A 16,249-nucleotide genomic window follows, 5' to 3' on the forward strand; every position below is an offset into this window, starting at 1 on the left:
TCCCGCCGCGTGTACGGGCGGGGCCGGGCCGGTCCGCGGGGGCGGGTCAGTCCGCCGTCGGCAGGTCCGGGGCGGACTCGCGCACGGTCAGGCGGGTCGGCAGGATCAGCGGGCCGGGGTCGTTCCCCTCGATGGCGCCGACCAGCATCCGGGCCATCTCGCGCCCCAGCGACCGCACCGGCTGGTGCACGGTGGTGAGCGGCGGGGCGGTGTGCCGGGCACTGGCCAGGTCGTTGAAGCCGATCACCGCGACGTCCTCGGGCACCCGCAGCCCGTGCGTGCGCAGCGTGCGCAGCGCGCCGATGGCCATCGCGTCGGAGGCGGTGAACAGCGCGTCCGGCGCGGGGTGGGCCGCGAGCAGCCGCTCCATGGCCGCGGCTCCGCCGTCCTCGGTGAAGTCGCCGGCCTCGACGCCGAGCAGCGGCACCCCGGCCAGGGCCAGGCCCTCGGTGAAGCCCCGCTCGCGGGCGGCGGAGACCTGGGTGTCCAGCTGGCCGGTGATCATGACGGGCCGTCGGCGCCCGGTCCGGACGAAGTGCTCGGCCGCCAGCCGGGCGCCGCCCCGGTTGTCGGCGTCCACGTACCAGCGCGGCTCGCCGGTGAGCGGCAGGCCGCCGAACACCACCGGGAGGTCGGTCTGTTCGGCGAGCCGGCCGAGCGGGTCGTCGCCGCGCAGCGCCATCAGCATCACGCCGTCGGCGCGGCGCGAGCGCAGCAGCCGTTCCAGCCGGTCGCGCCCGCGCGGGGTGTTCGCCAGCAGCAGCACCAGCTCCAGGTCGGTCGGCTCCAGCGCGGCGCTCACGCCGACGATCACCTCGGCGAAGAAGGGATCGGCGAACAGCCCCGGCTCGTCGCTGGAGACCGCCAGCACCACCGCGCCGACCCGGCGGGTGGCCAGGGCCTGCGCGGTCGGGTTGGGGACGAAGCCGAGTTCGCGCACCGCGCGTTCGACCGCCTCCCGCTTGGCCCGGCTGACGTGGGGGGCGTTGTTGATCACCCGGGAAGCCGCCGTGCGCGAGACGCCGGCGCGCTGGGCCACCTCGTCGAGCGTGGGCATGCGCTTGGGTGACGACTCCATGGAAACGGCTGCTCCTCGGGCTGCGGGGCGTCGGACAGGGGTCATGATTCCACGGCATCCGGCGGCCACGAAGTCCGCGGAAAGCGGTACCCGCCCCGGCTCGGCCATGAAAAGTGGTAGCGCTTCCAGCGTACCTCGACCATCGAAGAGCGACAGTGGCCGAATCGCGCGGGACCGGATGCCCCTGGTGCAGGAAGTATTGACACGGCTCCCCTCTGGGCCCAATCATCCCCATCACGCGATTCGATTCGCACCAAACTGGAAGCGCTTCCACTTCTCCGCCCCCACCCACGGAGGAAGAACCGTGCGCAAGCCCACCCGAGCGGCAGCCTCGCTGCTGGCCGGCCTGCTGGCCGCCGGCCTCGCCCTGACCGATGCCGGTCCGGCGTACGCGGCCGACCCCACCACCATGACCAGCGGTTTCTACGTGGACCCGGACAACTCCGCGCTGCGCTGGGCCGACGCCAACCCCGGCGACGGCCGCGCCGCCGCGATCCGCGCCAACATCGCCAACACCCCCGCGGCCCGCTGGTTCGGCAACTGGAGCGGCGACATCGGCACGGCCACCGGCGCCTACGTCGGCCGTGCCGACGCCTACGACAAGCTGCCCGTCCTGGTCGCCTACAACATCCCCAACCGGGACGTCTGCGGCGGCCAGTCCGGCGGCGGCGCGGGCAGCCGGGCCGCGTACGACACCTGGATCGCCGCCTTCGCCAGCGGCATCGGCAACCGCCCGGCGGTGGTCATCCTCGAACCCGACGCGCTCGGCGACCAGAGCTGCCTGACGTCCGCCCAGGTCTCCGACCGCAACGCCATGCTGAAGAACGCCATCGCGCAGTTCAACGCCAAGGCCCCCAACACCTGGGTCTACCTCGACGCCGGCAACCCCGGCTGGATCAGCGCCCCCACCATGGCGCAGCACCTCGCCGCCGCCGGGGTCAGCGGGGCGCACGGCTTCTCGCTGAACGTCTCCAACTACTTCACCACCGGCCAGAACACCACCTACGGCAACGCCGTCAACAGCGCGCTCGGCGCGTACGGCTACACCAAGCCGTACGTGATCGACACCAGCCGCAACGGCAACGGCTCCAACGGCCAGTGGTGCAACCCGGCCGGGCGCCGGACCGGCACGCCCACCCGGACCGGCGGCGGCGCCGAGATGCTGCTGTGGATCAAGGAGCCGGGCGAGTCCGACGGCAACTGCGGCGTCGGGGCCGGCTCTTCGGCGGGGCAGTTCCTGCCGGAGGTCGCCTACAAGATGATCTACGGCTACTGACGCCGCGTCACCGCGCCGGACGCCCACCGCCCCACCGGGCGGGCCCGGGGGAGCCGCTCCCCCGGGCCCGCCACCACCGACACCCACCCACCGAAGGAACACCGTGCGCATTCCCCTGCACCGCGCCGCCCTCCCGGCGAGCGCGTTGGCGCTGCTGATCGGCGGTGCCGTCCCGGCCGCCGCCGCGCCCCGCTCCGCCCCGGCCTCCCACGCGCTCGCCCCGGACACCGTGTTCTACGTCGACCCCGACAGCGACGCGACCCACCAGGCGCTCACCGACCTGAAGCACCACGACCTCGCCGGCGCCCGGGACATGGCGAAGCTGGCCAGCTGGCCCGAGGCCGCGTGGTTCACCGGCGGCACCCCGGCCGAGGTCGAGTCCCAGGTCCGGGACCTGGTGCGCCGCGCCGGGCGCGCCAAGGCGGTGCCCGTGCTGGTGGCGTACGACATCCCGCTGCGGGACTGCTCCCAGTACTCCGCCGGCGGCGCGCAGTCGGACGCCGAGTACCGGGCCTGGATCGACGCCTTCGCCCGGGGCCTGGGCGACAGCAAGGCCGTGGTCGTGCTGGAGCCCGACGGGCTGGCCAACCTCCCGGCCGACTGCGCCCCGGGCGCGGACCCGACCGGCGAGCAGACCGCGGGCCGGCTCGCCGACCTCAACCACGCGGTCGACGCGCTGGAGCGGCAGCCGAACAGCGTGGTCTACCTGGACGCGGGCAACAGCCACTGGCAGAGCGTCGGCAACGCGGCGCAGCGCCTGATCGACGCGGGCGTCGGGCGCGCCCAGGGCTTCTCGCTGAACGTCTCCAACTACTTCGCCACCGACCGGGCCACTCGCTACGGCACCTGGGTCTCGCAGTGCGTGTGGTTCGCCACCGCGGGCCCGGAGTGGGCCAGGGGCCACGCCGACTGGTGCGCGAGCCAGTACTACTCCCCCGCGGCGCCGAACGACGGGCAGCCGGGCGACGCGGTCGACGTGGAGGACCCGTCCACCTGGCACTGGACCGACCAGTGGTTCCAGCAGAACGTCGGCAGCCCGTCCGCCGGCGAGCTCGCCCACTTCGTGGTCGACACCAGCCGCAACGGCCGCGGTGACTGGAAGCCCCCGGTCGGCAAGTACAGCGGCGACCCGCAGACCTGGTGCAACGCGCCCGGCAGCGGGATCGGCGACCGTCCGACCGCGAACACCGGCGTGCCGCTCGCCGACGCCTTCCTGTGGATCAAGACCGTGGGCCAGTCCGACGGCCAGTGCAACCGCAGCGTCCCCGGCGGCACCGTCGACCCCGAGTACGGCGTCGTCGATCCGGCCGCCGGTGCCTGGTGGCCCGAGCAGGCCGCGTCCCTGGTGGCGAACGCCGCTCCGGCGCTGACCTTCAACCCCGCCCGGCACTGACCGTCCCCGCCGTCGCCGTACGGCCGGCCGCCGTCCCCTCCCGCCCGGGGGACGGCGGCCGGCCGTGCCCTTTCCCGGGCCGGGCCGGGCCTAGCGTCCGAACGGCCGGGCGAGCCGGGCGAGCGTCTCCAGCGGTCGGGCGAGCACCTCGGAGAAGGCCAGTTCGGCGGCGCCGATCAGCACGGTGTCGTCGCCGAGTTCGCTGACCCGCAGGCGCAGTCGCTCCCGGACGGCGGCCAGCGCGTTGGTGTTGATCCGGCTGCGCACCTGGGCGGCGGAGCCGAGGAAGACGTCCCGGAGGGTGCCGCCGAGGACGACCAGTTCCGGGTCGAGGAGGTTGGCCAGGTTGGCGATGCCGATGCCGAGCCAGTCGCCGACCCGGTGCAGGGCGGCGCGCGCGGTGACGTCCCCGAGGTCGGCGGCGGCGACGACGGACCGGACGGCCTCGGTGCCGGTGGTGCGGCCGTCCCGTCCGGCGGCCTCCAGCAGGGCCCGTTCGCCGGCCTCGGCCTCCAGGCAGCCGCGGGCCCCGCAGCCGCAGGGCCGCCCCTGGTGCGGGTTGACGGTCATGTGGCCGATCTCGCCGGCGTACCCGCGTTCTCCGCGCAGCAGTTCGCCGGCGGTGATCACGCCGGCGCCGATGCCGATCTCGCCGTGCAGGTAGACCAGGTTGCGGCTGCCGCGGCCGGTGCCGCGGCGGTGCTCGGCGAGCGCGCCGAGGTTGGCCTCGTTGGCGACCTGGACGGGCACGTCGGGGCGGAGCCGGGCGGTGAGCGCGCCGGCGAGGTCGACGCCCTTCCAGCCCATGTTGGGGGTGAGGCTGACCAGGCCGTCGGGCTGGCGGACGATGCCGCGGACCGCCGCGGCCACGCCGACGCAGGTGCTGCCCTCGGGGGTGCGGGCCAGCATCTCGCGGGCGGAGCCGGCGAGCAGGTCGGCCACCCGTTCCGGGTCCTGCGGCTGACCGTCGGACCACGGGTGCTCGCGGCGGTCCAGGAAGGCGCCGCCGAGTCCGACCAGGGCGGCGGACAGCCGTTCGACGCCGACGTCCAGCGCGAGGACGTGCGCGCGGGCGGGCTCCGGGCTGACGACCAGTGAGGGCCGGCCGGCCCGGCCGGTCTCCTGCGGGAGTTCCTCGCGGACCAGGCCCGCGGCCGCCAGGTCGCCGACCAGGCCCAGGATGGTGCTGCGGTTGAGGCCGAGCCCGGCCGCCAGGACGGCCCGCGAGGTCGGCCCCTCGTAGTGGACGTGGCGCAGCAGCGCGCCCAGGTTGTGCTGGCGGACCTCTTCCTGGGAAGGACCGGCTCTCATCGCGGGTGACCCTCATCGTCGGGCGGTGCGGCGGCGGGACATGGCGTCCACGCCGGCGGCCACCAGCAGTACCGATCCCGTGACAGCGTACTTGACGCCCGAGCTGTACCCCATCAGTCCCATGCCGTTCTGGATCACCGCGACGACCAGGCCGCCGAGCACCGCGTCGACCACCCGGCCGCGGCCGCCGAACAGGCTGGTGCCGCCGATCACGGCGCTGCCGACGGCGAGCAGCAGGACGTTGCTGCCACCGGTGTTGGGGTCCACGGAGTTGCCCCGGGAGGCGGCGATGACGCCGCCGACGGCGGCCAGGCAGGAGCAGATGACGAAGGCGGCGATCCGGATGAAGGCGACGTTGATCCCGGCCCGGCGGGCGGCCTCGGGGCTGCCGCCGACGGCGTAGACGTGCAGGCCGAAGTTGGTGCGCTGCAGGGTGAAGGTGCCCAGCAGCAGGAGCGCGCCGATCACCGGCACCACGAGCGGGACGCCCTTGAGCGAGTTGACCAGGACGTTGCGGCTGCGTTCCTGGTTGAGCAGGGCCACGGCGGTGGCGCCGAGCACGACGACGGCGCCGATCCGGACGGCGAGCAGGGCCGTCGGGGTGCCGGTGAGGCCGCGGCCGCGCCGGTCGCGGCTGCGGCGCACCTGGAGGACGGCGTAGCCGGCGGCGCAGGCGGCCAGCAGCAGCCAGCCGAGCAGGGGGCTGAGGTTGTCGTTGGCGATCGCCAGGACGGTCGGGTCCTTGATCGAGACGTTGGTGCCCTCCTTCAGCAGGATCAGCACGACGCCCTGGAAGCCGAGGAACGCGGCCAGCGTCACCACGAAGGACGGGATGCCGACCTTGGCGACGAGGGTGCCGAGCAGCAGCCCGATGACGGCGCCGGTCAGCAGGGCCGCGGTCACCGCGCCGTACCAGGGCCAGCCGTGGTTGGTCAGCAGGATGGCCAGGACGGCGGCGCAGACGCCGCTGGCGTACCCGGCCGACAGGTCGATCTCGCCGAGCAGCAGGACGAAGACCAGGCCCATGGCGATGGCGATGCTGCCGGCGCTCTGGGTGAGCAGGTTGGCGAAGTTCAGGTTGGAGAGGAAGACCGGGCGCAGCAGCGCGAAGAACGTGCACAGCACGACCAGGCCGGCGACGGCGGGCAGCGAGCCGAGTTCGCCCGCGCGGATCCGGTCGAGGTAGCCGCGGCCGAGTTCCGCCAGGCCGGTGCCGGGTCCGGGTCCGGCCGGCCGCTCGGGGTTCCCGGGCTTCCCGGGCTGCTCCGGCTTCTCGGAGGCGAGGGCGGTCATGCGGCGGCTCCCTTGGGGGTGTGCTGCGGGCCGAGGTCGCCGCTGCGGCCCGAGGTGATCAGTTCGACGACCTGGGCGTGCGTCACGTCGGTGGCCTTGACCTGGGCGGCCATCCGGCCGAGGTAGAGCGCGGCGATCCGGTCGGAGACCGCGAAGACGTCGTTCATGTTGTGCGAGATGAGCACGACGGCCAGGCCGTTGTCGGCCAGTCGGCGCACGAGTTCGAGGACCTGGGCGGTCTGGGCGACGCCGAGGGCGGCGGTGGGCTCGTCGAGGACCACCAGTTTGCTGTTCCACAGCACCGCCTTGGCGATGGCGACGGTCTGGCGCTGGCCGCCGGAGAGGCTGGAGACCTTCTGGCGCAGGGATTTGACGGTGCGCACCGACAGGCTCTTGAGCGTGGCGGCGGCCATCTCCTCCATGGTGGCGTCGTCGAGGACCAGGCCGCGGCGCTTCTCCCGGCCGAGGAACATGTTCTGGACGATGTCGAGGTTGTCGCACAGCGCGAGGTCCTGGTAGACGATCTCCACGCCGAGCGCGGCGGCGTCGCGGGGGCTGTGCACCTGGACCGGCCGGCCCTCGAAGAGGTAGTCGCCCGCGTCGATGGGGTGGATGCCGCCGATGCACTTGACGAGCGTCGACTTGCCCGCGCCGTTGTCGCCGACGAGGGCCGTCACCTCCCCGGCGCGGGCGCTCAGCGCGACGTCGTGCAGGACTTGGACCGGGCCGAATGCCTTGTCGATCCCGCGCAGTTCGAGGACCGGTGTTTCTGTCATGGGTGGGACTCCTGGTGGGCGTCAGCGGGGGTGCGGCGGGGCGGGCCCCGCGCCGGGGGCGGCGCGGGGGCCCGCCGGGAGCGGCCCGGCCCGGGGCCGGCGGCCGCGCGCGGGGCGCTACTTGATGCCGGCCTTCGCGCACGCCTCGGTGTACTCGGCGGTGCACAGCTCCGCCTTGGTGACGTAGCCGTCGGTGACGACGTCCTGGACGTTCTCCTTGAAGATCGCCTGGGGGGCGAGCAGCACCGCCGGGACGTCCCGGTTGCCGGTCGGGTCGTGGACGGTCGCGCCGGGGTCGCTCTTCTTGCCGCCGGCCAGGTCGACCGCGAGGGCGGCGGCCGCGTCGGCCTCCTTCTTGACCGCCTTGTAGACGGTCATGCACTGGTCGCCGGCCAGGATGTTCTGCAGGCCCTGGACGGTGGCGTCCTGGCCGGTGATCGGGACCTGCCCGTTGCGGTGGTTCTTGCGCAGCACGGCGATCGCGGAGTTGGCCAGGCCGTCGTTGGCGGCGAGCACGCCGTTGATGTTCGGCTGGCTGGTGTACATCTGCTCGAAGATGGTCTGGGCCTGGGCGTTGTCCCAGTCGGGCACCGACTGGTTGGGGCCCTTGGTGTACTCGCCGGAGGCGTACAGCGGGTCGAGCACGCTGTTGTAGCCGTTGGCGAACAGGGTGGCGTTGTTGTCGGTCGGGGAGCCGTTGAGCTCGGCGACGACCGGGTTCTTGGCCCCCATGTCGCTCAGGCACTTCGTCAGGCCCTGGCCCTGGAGCTTGCCGACCTGGGTGTTGTCGAAGCTGACGTAGTACTGGGCGGAGCCGCCGAGGGTGAGCCGGTCGTAGTCGATGGTGGCCACGCCCTGGGCCTTGGCCTTGTCGAGGACGGCCTTGCCGGTGCCGCTGTCCAGGTTGACGATGACCAGCACGTTCACGCCGCTGGTGATCATCTGGTCGGCGATGGTCTGGAAGGCCTGCTTGTCGCCCTCGGCGTTCTGGATGTCGTAGTCCACGCCGGCGGCCTTGAAGGCGGCCGCGAGGTAGGTGCGGTCGGCGGTCTCCCAGCGGACGGACGACTTGCTGTCCGGCAGGATCACGCCGATCTTCGGCTTCTTGCCGCCCGCCGAGTCACTGCCGGAGCCCGAGGACGAGCAGGCGGTGGCCGTGGTGAGCAGGGTCGCCGACAGGGCGGCGGTGGCGAACAGGAGGCCCTTGCGCATGGGCAGGGTCCTTTCGGGGCGTGTCCGGTCCGGCCGGACGTGCGTGGCTGGGGAGGGGTGGGGAAGCGCGCGGGAACGGGGCGGAAGCACCCCGGCGCGGTTTGTTGCCCGCCACAACATACGGTCTGCCAAGGGGGCCGCCAAGCCCTCTCGTCGACGCCGACGGGTAACGATCACATCACCGACCACCCGCCGACCGGAGTCCGACGAGCGGTCAACTCGGCTCGCGGACAACGGAGATGACAAGCGGCGCCGGCCCGTCGGCGGCGAAGGGCGCACTCCCCCGGGGACGACAGGGGAAGGGCGCGGACGGACCGCCATCGAGCCGGCGCCGCTCACGTCCGCCACGGGTGACCCGCGCTGGGGAAGCGGGCCGGCCGCGGCGGGGCCCGGTCCGTCAGCCCACCCTCAGGAGCGCGGACCGGGAGCCGCCGGAGGTGCGCCGAGGACCCGGCTGCACCGACGCTGGAATGTTAGCGCTCACAAAACGTGTGTCAAGATCCCGGGGCCACGACCGGACGGGTGGCGCCGGAGGCCACGACCGGACGGGTGGCGCCGGGGGCCACGGCCGGGCTCGGCAACGCCGGAAGGCACGGCCGGGTTCAGCGGCGCCGGAACGGGGCCAGCGTGGCGCGCACCAGGTCGGCGGCGCCCCAGTCGGGGTCGAACTGGGCGATCACGGCCAGGTGCTGGCGCAGTTGGAGGATCGGCGTGCGTTCGCGCCAGTCGCGGTCGAGCCCGGTCAGTTCGGCGTAGCGCCCGAAGAACGCGCGCGCCTCGGGCGGCGGTGCGGTCGTCCACAGGTGGGCCAGGTCGACCTCGGCCCAGGTGTACGAGACCGCCGGGTCGATCAGCGCGGGCCGCCCGCCGGGGTCGGCCATGACGTTCGACGCCCACAGGTCGCCGTGCGTCAGGCACGCGGGCCCGGCCGGCAGCAGTTCGGGCAGCCGGTCGCACAGCCGCTCCAGCGCCGCCCGGTCCGCCGCGTCGAGCGCCTCCCGGACGCGGGGCTCGTCGAGCCAGCGCAGCAGGCGGTGCCGGGCGAAGAACTCGAATCCGTCGTCCTCCCAGGTGTTGACCTGCCGGCGGCGGCCCAGCCAGTTGTCCCGGTGCCACCCGAACCGGGGGTGCCGGGTGGTGCCGTGCAGGTGGGCGAGCGCGTGCGCGAACCGCTCCCAGAAGACCTCGGTGTCCGGGCGGGGCCGCAGCACCGACAGCACCAGCACGTCACGGTCGGCGCGGACGACCTCGGGCGTGACGACCCCGCCCGTCCCGCGCAGCACGGCGAGCCCTTCGGCCTCCGCCGCGAAGGCGCCGTCCGACGGCGGCCCGTCGAACGCCTTGACGAACACCGACGTGCCGTCGCCCCGGCGTGCGAGCCCGGCGACCGCGGCGAGGCCCCCGGCGGCCGGCTCGACCGCGACGACGTCGGCCAGTCCGGCCGCGTGCAGGCGTTCGAGCAGGAAGGACGTCGGGTCCGGCACGGGCGTGCTCCTGTCGTGGTCGTGACCGCCGGGGTCCGCTCCCGGCCCGGCCGTTCCACCGCAGGCCCCCGCCCCGGTCCGAACGGTCCACCCGCCGGTACGGCAGCCGGACCCGGCCGACACCGCGCCGACCGCCGGGAAGGATCTTCCGCCGCACCGGCGGCCGGGTCAACCCCCGTAACGCTCAAGGGAGTTGGCCTCCGGGCGAGATCGGCCGGCCGCCGCCGGGCCCTGCCGGTCGATCTTGTCGGATCAGCGCGCGGGGTCGGGCTCCCCCGGCCCCCTCGGAACCGGAGGCGATCCGGCGCCGCGCGCTCGGCGGGATCGGCCGGACTCAGGACACTAGCGCCCCGCTCCCGATGCGTCCGAGAACAGCGCGGCCGTGCCGACCTCCGCCGCCCGCCGCCCGTCGGCGGTGCTCGCCCTGACCACCAGCTCCGGCCGGACGCTGACGTGGGCGAGGGGGGCGGTGGGCTCCTCGATCAGCCGCAGCAGCATGCCGATCCCCTCCCGGCCGACGGCGGTGAAGTCCTGCCGGACGGTGGTCAGCGGGGGCGTGAGGTAGGCGCCCTCGGGGAGGTCGTCGAAGCCCGCCACCGCGACGTCCTGGGGGATCCGCACCCCGGCCTCGTGCAGCGCGCGGATGACGCCCAGGGCCATGTGGTCGTTGGCCGCGAACACCGCCGTCGGCCGGGAGCGGGCGCCGCGGCGGAACGCCTCCGCGACCTTCCGGCCCGCGGCGTGGCCCGAGGCGGGACTCCAGTCGCCCGCCAGGTGCGCCGGCACCGGCAGCCCGGCCGCCTCCAGCGCGGTCCGCCAGCCCCGCAGCCGTCCCTCCGCCTCGATCCACTCGCCGGGCCCGGCGACGTGCCAGATCCGGGTGTGGCCCAGCGAGAGCAGGTGTTCGGTGAGCGCCCGCGCCCCGCCGACCTGGTCCACGGCCACGCCCGGCAGGTCGAGGTCGTGCCCGCCCTCGACCGTCACGATCGGGAACGGCTGGGGCAGCCGGGCCAGCGCCGCCACGGCGTGCCGGTGCGGGGTCATCACCACCGCGCCGTCCACTCCCCAACCGCCCAGCCGCTCCAGGGCCTTGCCCAGCGCGTGCTCGGTCAGCTCCTCCAGCCCGACCGACGCCACCAGGTAGTCCTCGCCCCGCGCGGCCCGCTCCAGGCCGGCCAGGATGCTGGCGGGACCGAACAGCGTGGTGTTCGCGGCCACCACCCCGATGGTCCGGCTGCGCCGGGTCACCAGCGTCCGGGCCGCCGAGTTCGGCCGGTAGCCGAGTTCGGCGATCGCGCGCAGCACGCGTTCCTTGGTGGCCTCGCGCACGTTGGGGTGGTCGCTGAGCACCCGGGAGACCGTCTGGTGCGACACCCCGGCCACCTGGGCGACGTCCGCCATCGTCGGCGGGCGGCGCTCACCGGTCTCGTCCATCGCTCTCCCGTCCCGCCCGGCCCGGGCCGGACACTACCCCGGTGTCCACCCTAGTGGCCGCCACCGGCTGTCAGGCACCCTACCCGCGCGCACCCGACACCGCGTCAGGGGTTCCCGGCTGCGGGTTCCCGGCCGCCGGCGCACGGCGGCAGGCACGCGGCGGCGGGCACACGGCCGCCGGCCGGACGCGGGTGCGTCCGACCGGCGGTCGGTGTGCGGTGCGCGGTGCGCGCTACCGGCGGTCGGTGACCGCCAGCGCGGCGCACTGGCCGGTGGCGGCGCGGGAGGTGTGGTTCACCGCTCCGCCGTCGACGGGGGCGGGGTCGTTCCCGGCACAGTCCAGGGCGCCGTCGACGGTGTTGCCGGAGAGCAGCGGGGCGCTCCCGGTGTTGCCGGTGAGGCCGAGCGTCCGGGCGAAGGTGTTGCCGCTCAGGCTGATCCGGCCGGTGGTGCCGGACAGCGTGGCGTTCCCTTCGAAGGTGCTGTTCTCGGCCACCACGGTGTTCCCCCGGTGGACGTTCAGCGGTCCGCGGACGGTGCTGTCGACCACGACCAGGACGGCGGTGTCGTCGACGACGTTGACGGTGCCGACCTCCGCGTCCCGCACGCAGGTCGTTCCGGCGGTGACGACCAGGGCGCTGCGGCTGTGCCCGGTGACGGTGCGGGTGCACGTCGGGACGACGTCCACGGTCGCGGTGCCGGTGGCGCTGCGGTTGCCGGCCCGGTCGGTGGCCCGGTAGGCGGCGGTGTGCCGGCCGGGCGTGTCGACGGTGACGGGGGCGGTGTAGGGCCGCCAGTCGCCGCCGTCGAGGGCGTACTCCAGGGTGCCGGTGCCGGAGCCGGTGTCCTCGCCGGTCAGGGTGAGGGTGGCGGAGCCCTCGTACAGGTGGCCCAGGGTGGGGGCGGGCAGGTGGGCGGTGACGGTGGGGGCGGTGGAGTCCCGCTTCACGGTGAGGCGGGCCTCCTCGCTGGTGTTGCCCGCGGTGTCGGTGGCCCGGTAGCCGAGCTCGGTGGTGCCTTCCGGCAGGGTGAGCGGGGCCCGGTAGGGCTGCCAGCTCCCTTCACCGAGGCGGTACTCGACGCCCGCGACGCCGGAGTCGTCGGTGGCGGCCAGTTCGACGGCCACCGGGCCGGTGAACCAGCCGTCCGAGCCGTCGGGCGCGGCGGGGGTGGTGCGCGCGGTGACGGCGGGGGCGGTGCGGTCGGAGCCGAAGCGCCAGTCGTCGACGTCGAACAGTTCGCCGGTGCCGGTGCCCCGGGCGGTGAAGAAGACGTGGTGGGTGCCGGTCACCGGGGCGGTGAGGTCGGTGCGGACCTCGGTCCAGGCGCCGCCGGAGGAGGCGGGGACGGTCAGCGTGCCGATCAGGGTGCCGGTGGCGTCCGGGTGGTCGAGGCGGACCTCGATCCGGCCGCCGGCCTTCGGCAGCACGTCGGCGGCCAGGGTGGTGGCGCCGTCCGGGCCGAAGTCGACGCCGGCCAGCGCGGTCCACTCGCCGTCGTGGAGGTTGCCGAGCTTCTGCTCGCCGGTGGTGTCGGCGCCGATCGGCAGCACCCGGATGCCGGAGGCGGGGTCGTAGGCGTCCTGGATGCCGGAGTCCCAGGCGATGGTCTCGGCCTCGATCCGCCGGTGCGCGTCGAGCGTGCCCTGCTGGGACGGGCCGCGGTAGGTGCCGGTGACCGGGGCGATGGAGCCGTCGGCGTTGACCGTGACCTGGTCGATGTGGGTGGAGCGGTAGCCGTGGGGCTTGTCGAGGGAGCCGCCGGCGACCAGGGCCGTCTGCACGGTCTGGGCGTGGTAGGTGATGTAGGTCTGGCCCTTGAACTCGAACATGGCGTGGTGGTTGTTGCCGCCCGCGCCGAAGAAGGAGCCGGGGTTGCCGAGGATCTCGCCCTGGTAGGTGAAGGGGCCCGTCGGGCTGTCGGACACCATGTAGGCGATGTTGCCGTAGCCGATGGCGTGGCCGTCGATCGTGCTGGAGTGGCTGAAGTTGGTGCAGTAGCTGTAGTAGTACTTGCCGTTGATCTTGTTGATCCCGGAGTCCTCGAACACCGCGGGGGCGTCGATGGTCGCGGCCGTGCCGACCGTGCTGACCATGTCGTCGCCGAGCCTGATCACCCGGGTGCTGCGCGGGTGGTCGGTGCCGTCGGTGGGCACGCCGCCGCCGAAGTACAGGTACGCGGAGCCGTCGTCGTCGACCAGGACCGCCGGGTCGAACATCCACACCACGCCGGCGGTGCCGGGCGTCGCGGGGCTCACCAGCGGCTTGCCGATCGGGTCGGTCCACGGGCCGGTGGGCGAGTCGGCGGTCAGGACGCCGATGCCGCCGCCGCTGTTGGCGAAGTACAGGAAGAACTTCTCCTTCCCGTCGACCTTCTTGTGCGCGGCCGCCGGGGCCCAGGAGTTGGCGGCCCACTTCGCGGCGCCGGGCGCGCCCGCCACCTTGACCTGGCCCTCGTTGGTCCAGTTGACCAGGTCGGCGGAGGAGATCACGGTGAGGGTCTTGATCTGCCCGTAGCCGTTGTCCTTGACGTTGCCCGCGGCGTCGTACTCGTAGGACTGCGTGACGTCGCCGTTCGCGTCGTACGAGGAGCCGTCCGAGGTCATGTACTCGTACACGCGGCCGTCGTAGACCATCGCCCACGGGTCGGCGCCGTACTGGTAGTCCATCAGGGGGTTGGCGTTGCCGATGCTCTTGGCGGGTGCGGCGTGGCCGGGCGGGTGGGCCGCCGAGGAGTCCGCCTCGGTCAGCGAGACGTCGTCGGCCTCGAAGTCCATCAGGTTGGCGTGCGGGGCGCTCGCCGGGTCCTGGACCCAGGGGGTCTCCAGGAAGAGCCGGGCGGTGCTGACGTCCTGTCCGGCCGGGACGGTGAAGGTGCCCTGGACGAGGCCCCACTGGCCGCGGGGGACGGTCACCGTGCCGAGGTTGGTGTAGGTGGCGCCGCCGTAGTGCATGGTGGCGAAGAACTGCTTGGCCGCCGGGGCGGCGGGGTCGTCGTACTTGACCCGGGCGGTGACGGTGTAGCTGTGTCCGGCCTTCACCTTGCCGGAGACGTCCTGCATCGGGCCGGATCCGGTGGTCCTGCGGCCGGTGACGAGGACGGCGGAGGCGCCGGAGTGGGCGTCGGAGGTGAGCGAGAGCGCCGCGCCGTCGGTGGGGTTGCCCTGGTTGGCCGACCAGTCGGCGAGGCCGTCCTCGAAGCCGCCGTTGACGACGAGTTCCGGGGTGGCGGCTCCGGCGGGCGTCGCCGCGACGAGCAGGCCGGGGGTCAGCAGGGCGACGGCCGCGGTGATCGCGGCGGTTCTGCGACGGGTGGCGCTGAGCCAGCGTCTGTACATGGACATCCTTGGGTGGGGGGATTGGCCCCCATGTTGTTAGCGCTAACAAAACCTGTCAAGCCTCGCGACAGGACGCCGGGGGCGGGAACTTCGAAATGTTTCGGTGTTATCACCCCGTAATCAGTCGCAACTTTCGGCAACTTTTCGGAAACAAGTTATTGACGGCCACTCGGCGGCGAGCACATACTCTCCAGCATTCGAACCGCCCCTGCCGACCGGCCCACGTCCGGTCACGCCGATCCACCCGCACGCGATCGGACCGCACGGGTCGCGGTGATCCCACCTGACGTGCCCTCACTTCGCGTACCCCCACCCGGGTGCTCCCGGCGACGACGACAGAACAGGAAGTCCCCACGATGACGAGAAAGACCCGCCGCACGGCGGCCGCCGCGATCGCCCTGGGCATCACGCTCGCCGCCACCGGCTGTGCCGGCAGCGACGGCGGCGGCAGCGGCGGCTCGTCCGACGGCAAGGTCACGCTGACCCTCTGGGAGAACGCCCAGCCCGGCGCGGGCGCCGAGTACTGGAAGGCGGCGGGGGCGGCGTACGAGGCCCTGCACCCGAACGTCAAGGTCAACATCCAGACGGTCCAGAACGAGGACCTGGACGGCAAGCTGCAGACCGCGCTCAACTCCGGTTCCGCGCCGGACATCTTCCTGCAGCGCGGCGGCGGCAAGATGCAGGCCATGGTCCAGGCGGACCAGGTCCAGGCGCTGGACCTCACCGACGCCGACAAGGCGAACGCGGGCGCGGCGGGCATCGCCGGGTACTCGATCGACGGCAAGGTCTACGCGATGCCGGTCGACACCCAGCCCGAGGGCATCTACTACAGCAAGGACCTGTTCCAGCAGGCCGGCATCACCACGCCGCCCACCACGATGCCCGAACTCCAGGACGCCGTGGCGAAGTTGAAGGCGATCGGGGTCGCGCCGATCGCGGTCGGCGCCAAGGACGCCTGGCCGGCCGCGCACTGGTACTACAACTTCGCCGTCCGCGAGTGCAGCCAGGACACCCTGAAGAAGGCCGCCCAGTCGCTGAAGTTCGACGACCCGTGCTGGACCAAGGCGGGCGAGGACCTCGCCTCGTTCATCGGGACCGAGCCGTTCCAGCAGGGCTTCCTGACCACCTCCTCGCAGCAGGGCGCCGGTTCGTCCGCGGGCATGGTCGCCAACCACAAGGCGGGCATGGAGCTGATGGGCAACTGGAACCCGGGCGTGATCGCCAGCCTGACCCCCGACCAGAAGCCGCTCCCCGACCTGGGCTGGTTCCCCTTCCCGTCCGTGCCGGGCGGCCAGGGCGACCCGGCCGCCATCATGGGCGGCCTCGACGGCTTCTCGCTGTCCAAGAAGGCGCCGAAGGAGGCCCTCGACTTCCTGCGCTTCCTGGTCACCACGGAGCAGCAGAAGGAGTACGCCAAGGCGTTCGTCGCCATCCCGGTGAACAAGGAGGCCCAGGCGGGCGTCACCGAGCCCTACAACGTCTCGGCGCTGCAGGCGTTCAACAAGGCCCCCTACTCGGTGCTGTTCCTGGACACCGAGTACGGCCAGAACGTCGGCAACGCGATGAACACCGCCGTGGTGAACCTGTTCGCCGGCAAGGGCAGCGCGGCCGACATCGCCAAGGACACCAACGCCGCCGCCGCGAAGGGCTGAGTA

Annotated in this window: 11 protein-coding genes; 3 read left to right on the forward strand and 8 right to left on the reverse strand. The window is 73.5% G+C overall.

The annotated features are described in order from the left end of the window. Positions 1 to 46: 46 nt before the first annotated feature. Positions 47 to 1,078, reverse strand: a complete 1,032-nt coding sequence (locus ABD345_RS28185) for a LacI family DNA-binding transcriptional regulator (RefSeq protein WP_344555970.1) — start codon at positions 1,076 to 1,078, stop codon at positions 47 to 49. A 304-nt stretch (positions 1,079 to 1,382) separates the two neighbouring features. Between ABD345_RS28185 and ABD345_RS28190 the strand changes: the two genes are divergently transcribed. Continuing rightward, positions 1,383 to 2,354, forward strand: coding sequence for a glycoside hydrolase family 6 protein (locus ABD345_RS28190; RefSeq protein ID WP_344555972.1), 972 nt, complete (start codon positions 1,383 to 1,385; stop codon positions 2,352 to 2,354). A gap of 103 nt (positions 2,355 to 2,457) precedes the next feature. Beyond that, entirely contained in the window at positions 2,458 to 3,747 is a 1,290-nt protein-coding gene (locus ABD345_RS28195; RefSeq protein WP_344555974.1) for a glycoside hydrolase family 6 protein, read from the forward strand. A 90-nt stretch (positions 3,748 to 3,837) separates the two neighbouring features. Here ABD345_RS28195 and ABD345_RS28200 read toward each other — a convergent pair whose 3' ends face one another. The 7 genes from ABD345_RS28200 to ABD345_RS28230 all read right to left on the reverse strand — a co-directional run bounded on the left by ABD345_RS28200 (position 3,838) and on the right by ABD345_RS28230 (position 14,594). Further along, entirely contained in the window at positions 3,838 to 5,058 is a 1,221-nt protein-coding gene (locus tag ABD345_RS28200; RefSeq protein WP_344555976.1) for an ROK family protein, read from the reverse strand. A 12-nt stretch (positions 5,059 to 5,070) separates the two neighbouring features. Continuing rightward, the gene (locus ABD345_RS28205) at positions 5,071 to 6,351 is read right to left on the reverse strand and encodes a sugar ABC transporter permease (RefSeq protein WP_344555978.1); all 1,281 of its coding nucleotides are present in this window, start codon (positions 6,349 to 6,351) and stop codon (positions 5,071 to 5,073) included. Continuing rightward, positions 6,348 to 7,127, reverse strand: a complete 780-nt coding sequence (locus ABD345_RS28210) for an ATP-binding cassette domain-containing protein (RefSeq protein ID WP_344555979.1) — start codon at positions 7,125 to 7,127, stop codon at positions 6,348 to 6,350. Before ABD345_RS28210 ends, ABD345_RS28205 begins: the two co-directional genes overlap by 4 nt. Before the next feature lie 117 nt (positions 7,128 to 7,244). Beyond that, positions 7,245 to 8,339 (reverse strand): sugar ABC transporter substrate-binding protein, encoded by a 1,095-nt coding sequence (locus ABD345_RS28215; RefSeq protein WP_344555981.1) that lies wholly within the window; start codon positions 8,337 to 8,339, stop codon positions 7,245 to 7,247. A 602-nt stretch (positions 8,340 to 8,941) separates the two neighbouring features. After that, positions 8,942 to 9,823: a fructosamine kinase family protein gene (locus ABD345_RS28220; protein WP_344555983.1), complete on the reverse strand. Its 882-nt coding sequence runs from the start codon at positions 9,821 to 9,823 to the stop codon at positions 8,942 to 8,944. Positions 9,824 to 10,165: 342 nt separating this feature from the next. Then, the gene (locus ABD345_RS28225; protein ID WP_344555985.1) at positions 10,166 to 11,257 is read right to left on the reverse strand and encodes a LacI family DNA-binding transcriptional regulator; all 1,092 of its coding nucleotides are present in this window, start codon (positions 11,255 to 11,257) and stop codon (positions 10,166 to 10,168) included. A 232-nt stretch (positions 11,258 to 11,489) separates the two neighbouring features. After that, positions 11,490 to 14,594: an OmpL47-type beta-barrel domain-containing protein gene (locus ABD345_RS28230; RefSeq protein ID WP_344555987.1), complete on the reverse strand. Its 3,105-nt coding sequence runs from the start codon at positions 14,592 to 14,594 to the stop codon at positions 11,490 to 11,492. 356 nt (positions 14,595 to 14,950) lie between these two features. Between ABD345_RS28230 and ABD345_RS28235 the strand changes: the two genes are divergently transcribed. Next, complete coding sequence (locus ABD345_RS28235) at positions 14,951 to 16,246, forward strand: extracellular solute-binding protein (protein WP_344555989.1); 1,296 nt, start codon at positions 14,951 to 14,953, stop codon at positions 16,244 to 16,246. The last annotated feature ends 3 nt before the right edge of the window (positions 16,247 to 16,249 follow it).

Origin of the sequence: Kitasatospora saccharophila (assembly GCF_039529925.1) — a bacterium.
Classification (GTDB): Bacteria; Actinomycetota; Actinomycetes; order Streptomycetales; family Streptomycetaceae; genus Kitasatospora; species Kitasatospora saccharophila.

What these genes read in the sequence shown, in the direction of transcription:
- ABD345_RS28210 (WP_344555979.1), bottom strand. Translation starts at nt 7,127, where the DNA reads ATGACAGAAACACCGGTCCTCGAACTGCGCGGGATCGACAAGGCATTC.
- ABD345_RS28215 (WP_344555981.1), bottom strand. Translation starts at nt 8,339, where the DNA reads ATGCGCAAGGGCCTCCTGTTCGCCACCGCCGCCCTGTCGGCGACCCTG.
- ABD345_RS28235 (WP_344555989.1), top strand. Translation starts at nt 14,951, where the DNA reads ATGACGAGAAAGACCCGCCGCACGGCGGCCGCCGCGATCGCCCTGGGC.
- ABD345_RS28230 (WP_344555987.1), bottom strand. Translation starts at nt 14,594, where the DNA reads ATGTACAGACGCTGGCTCAGCGCCACCCGTCGCAGAACCGCCGCGATC.
- ABD345_RS28225 (WP_344555985.1), bottom strand. Translation starts at nt 11,257, where the DNA reads ATGGACGAGACCGGTGAGCGCCGCCCGCCGACGATGGCGGACGTCGCC.
- ABD345_RS28205 (WP_344555978.1), bottom strand. Translation starts at nt 6,351, where the DNA reads ATGACCGCCCTCGCCTCCGAGAAGCCGGAGCAGCCCGGGAAGCCCGGG.
- ABD345_RS28200 (WP_344555976.1), bottom strand. Translation starts at nt 5,058, where the DNA reads ATGAGAGCCGGTCCTTCCCAGGAAGAGGTCCGCCAGCACAACCTGGGC.
- ABD345_RS28185 (WP_344555970.1), bottom strand. Translation starts at nt 1,078, where the DNA reads ATGGAGTCGTCACCCAAGCGCATGCCCACGCTCGACGAGGTGGCCCAG.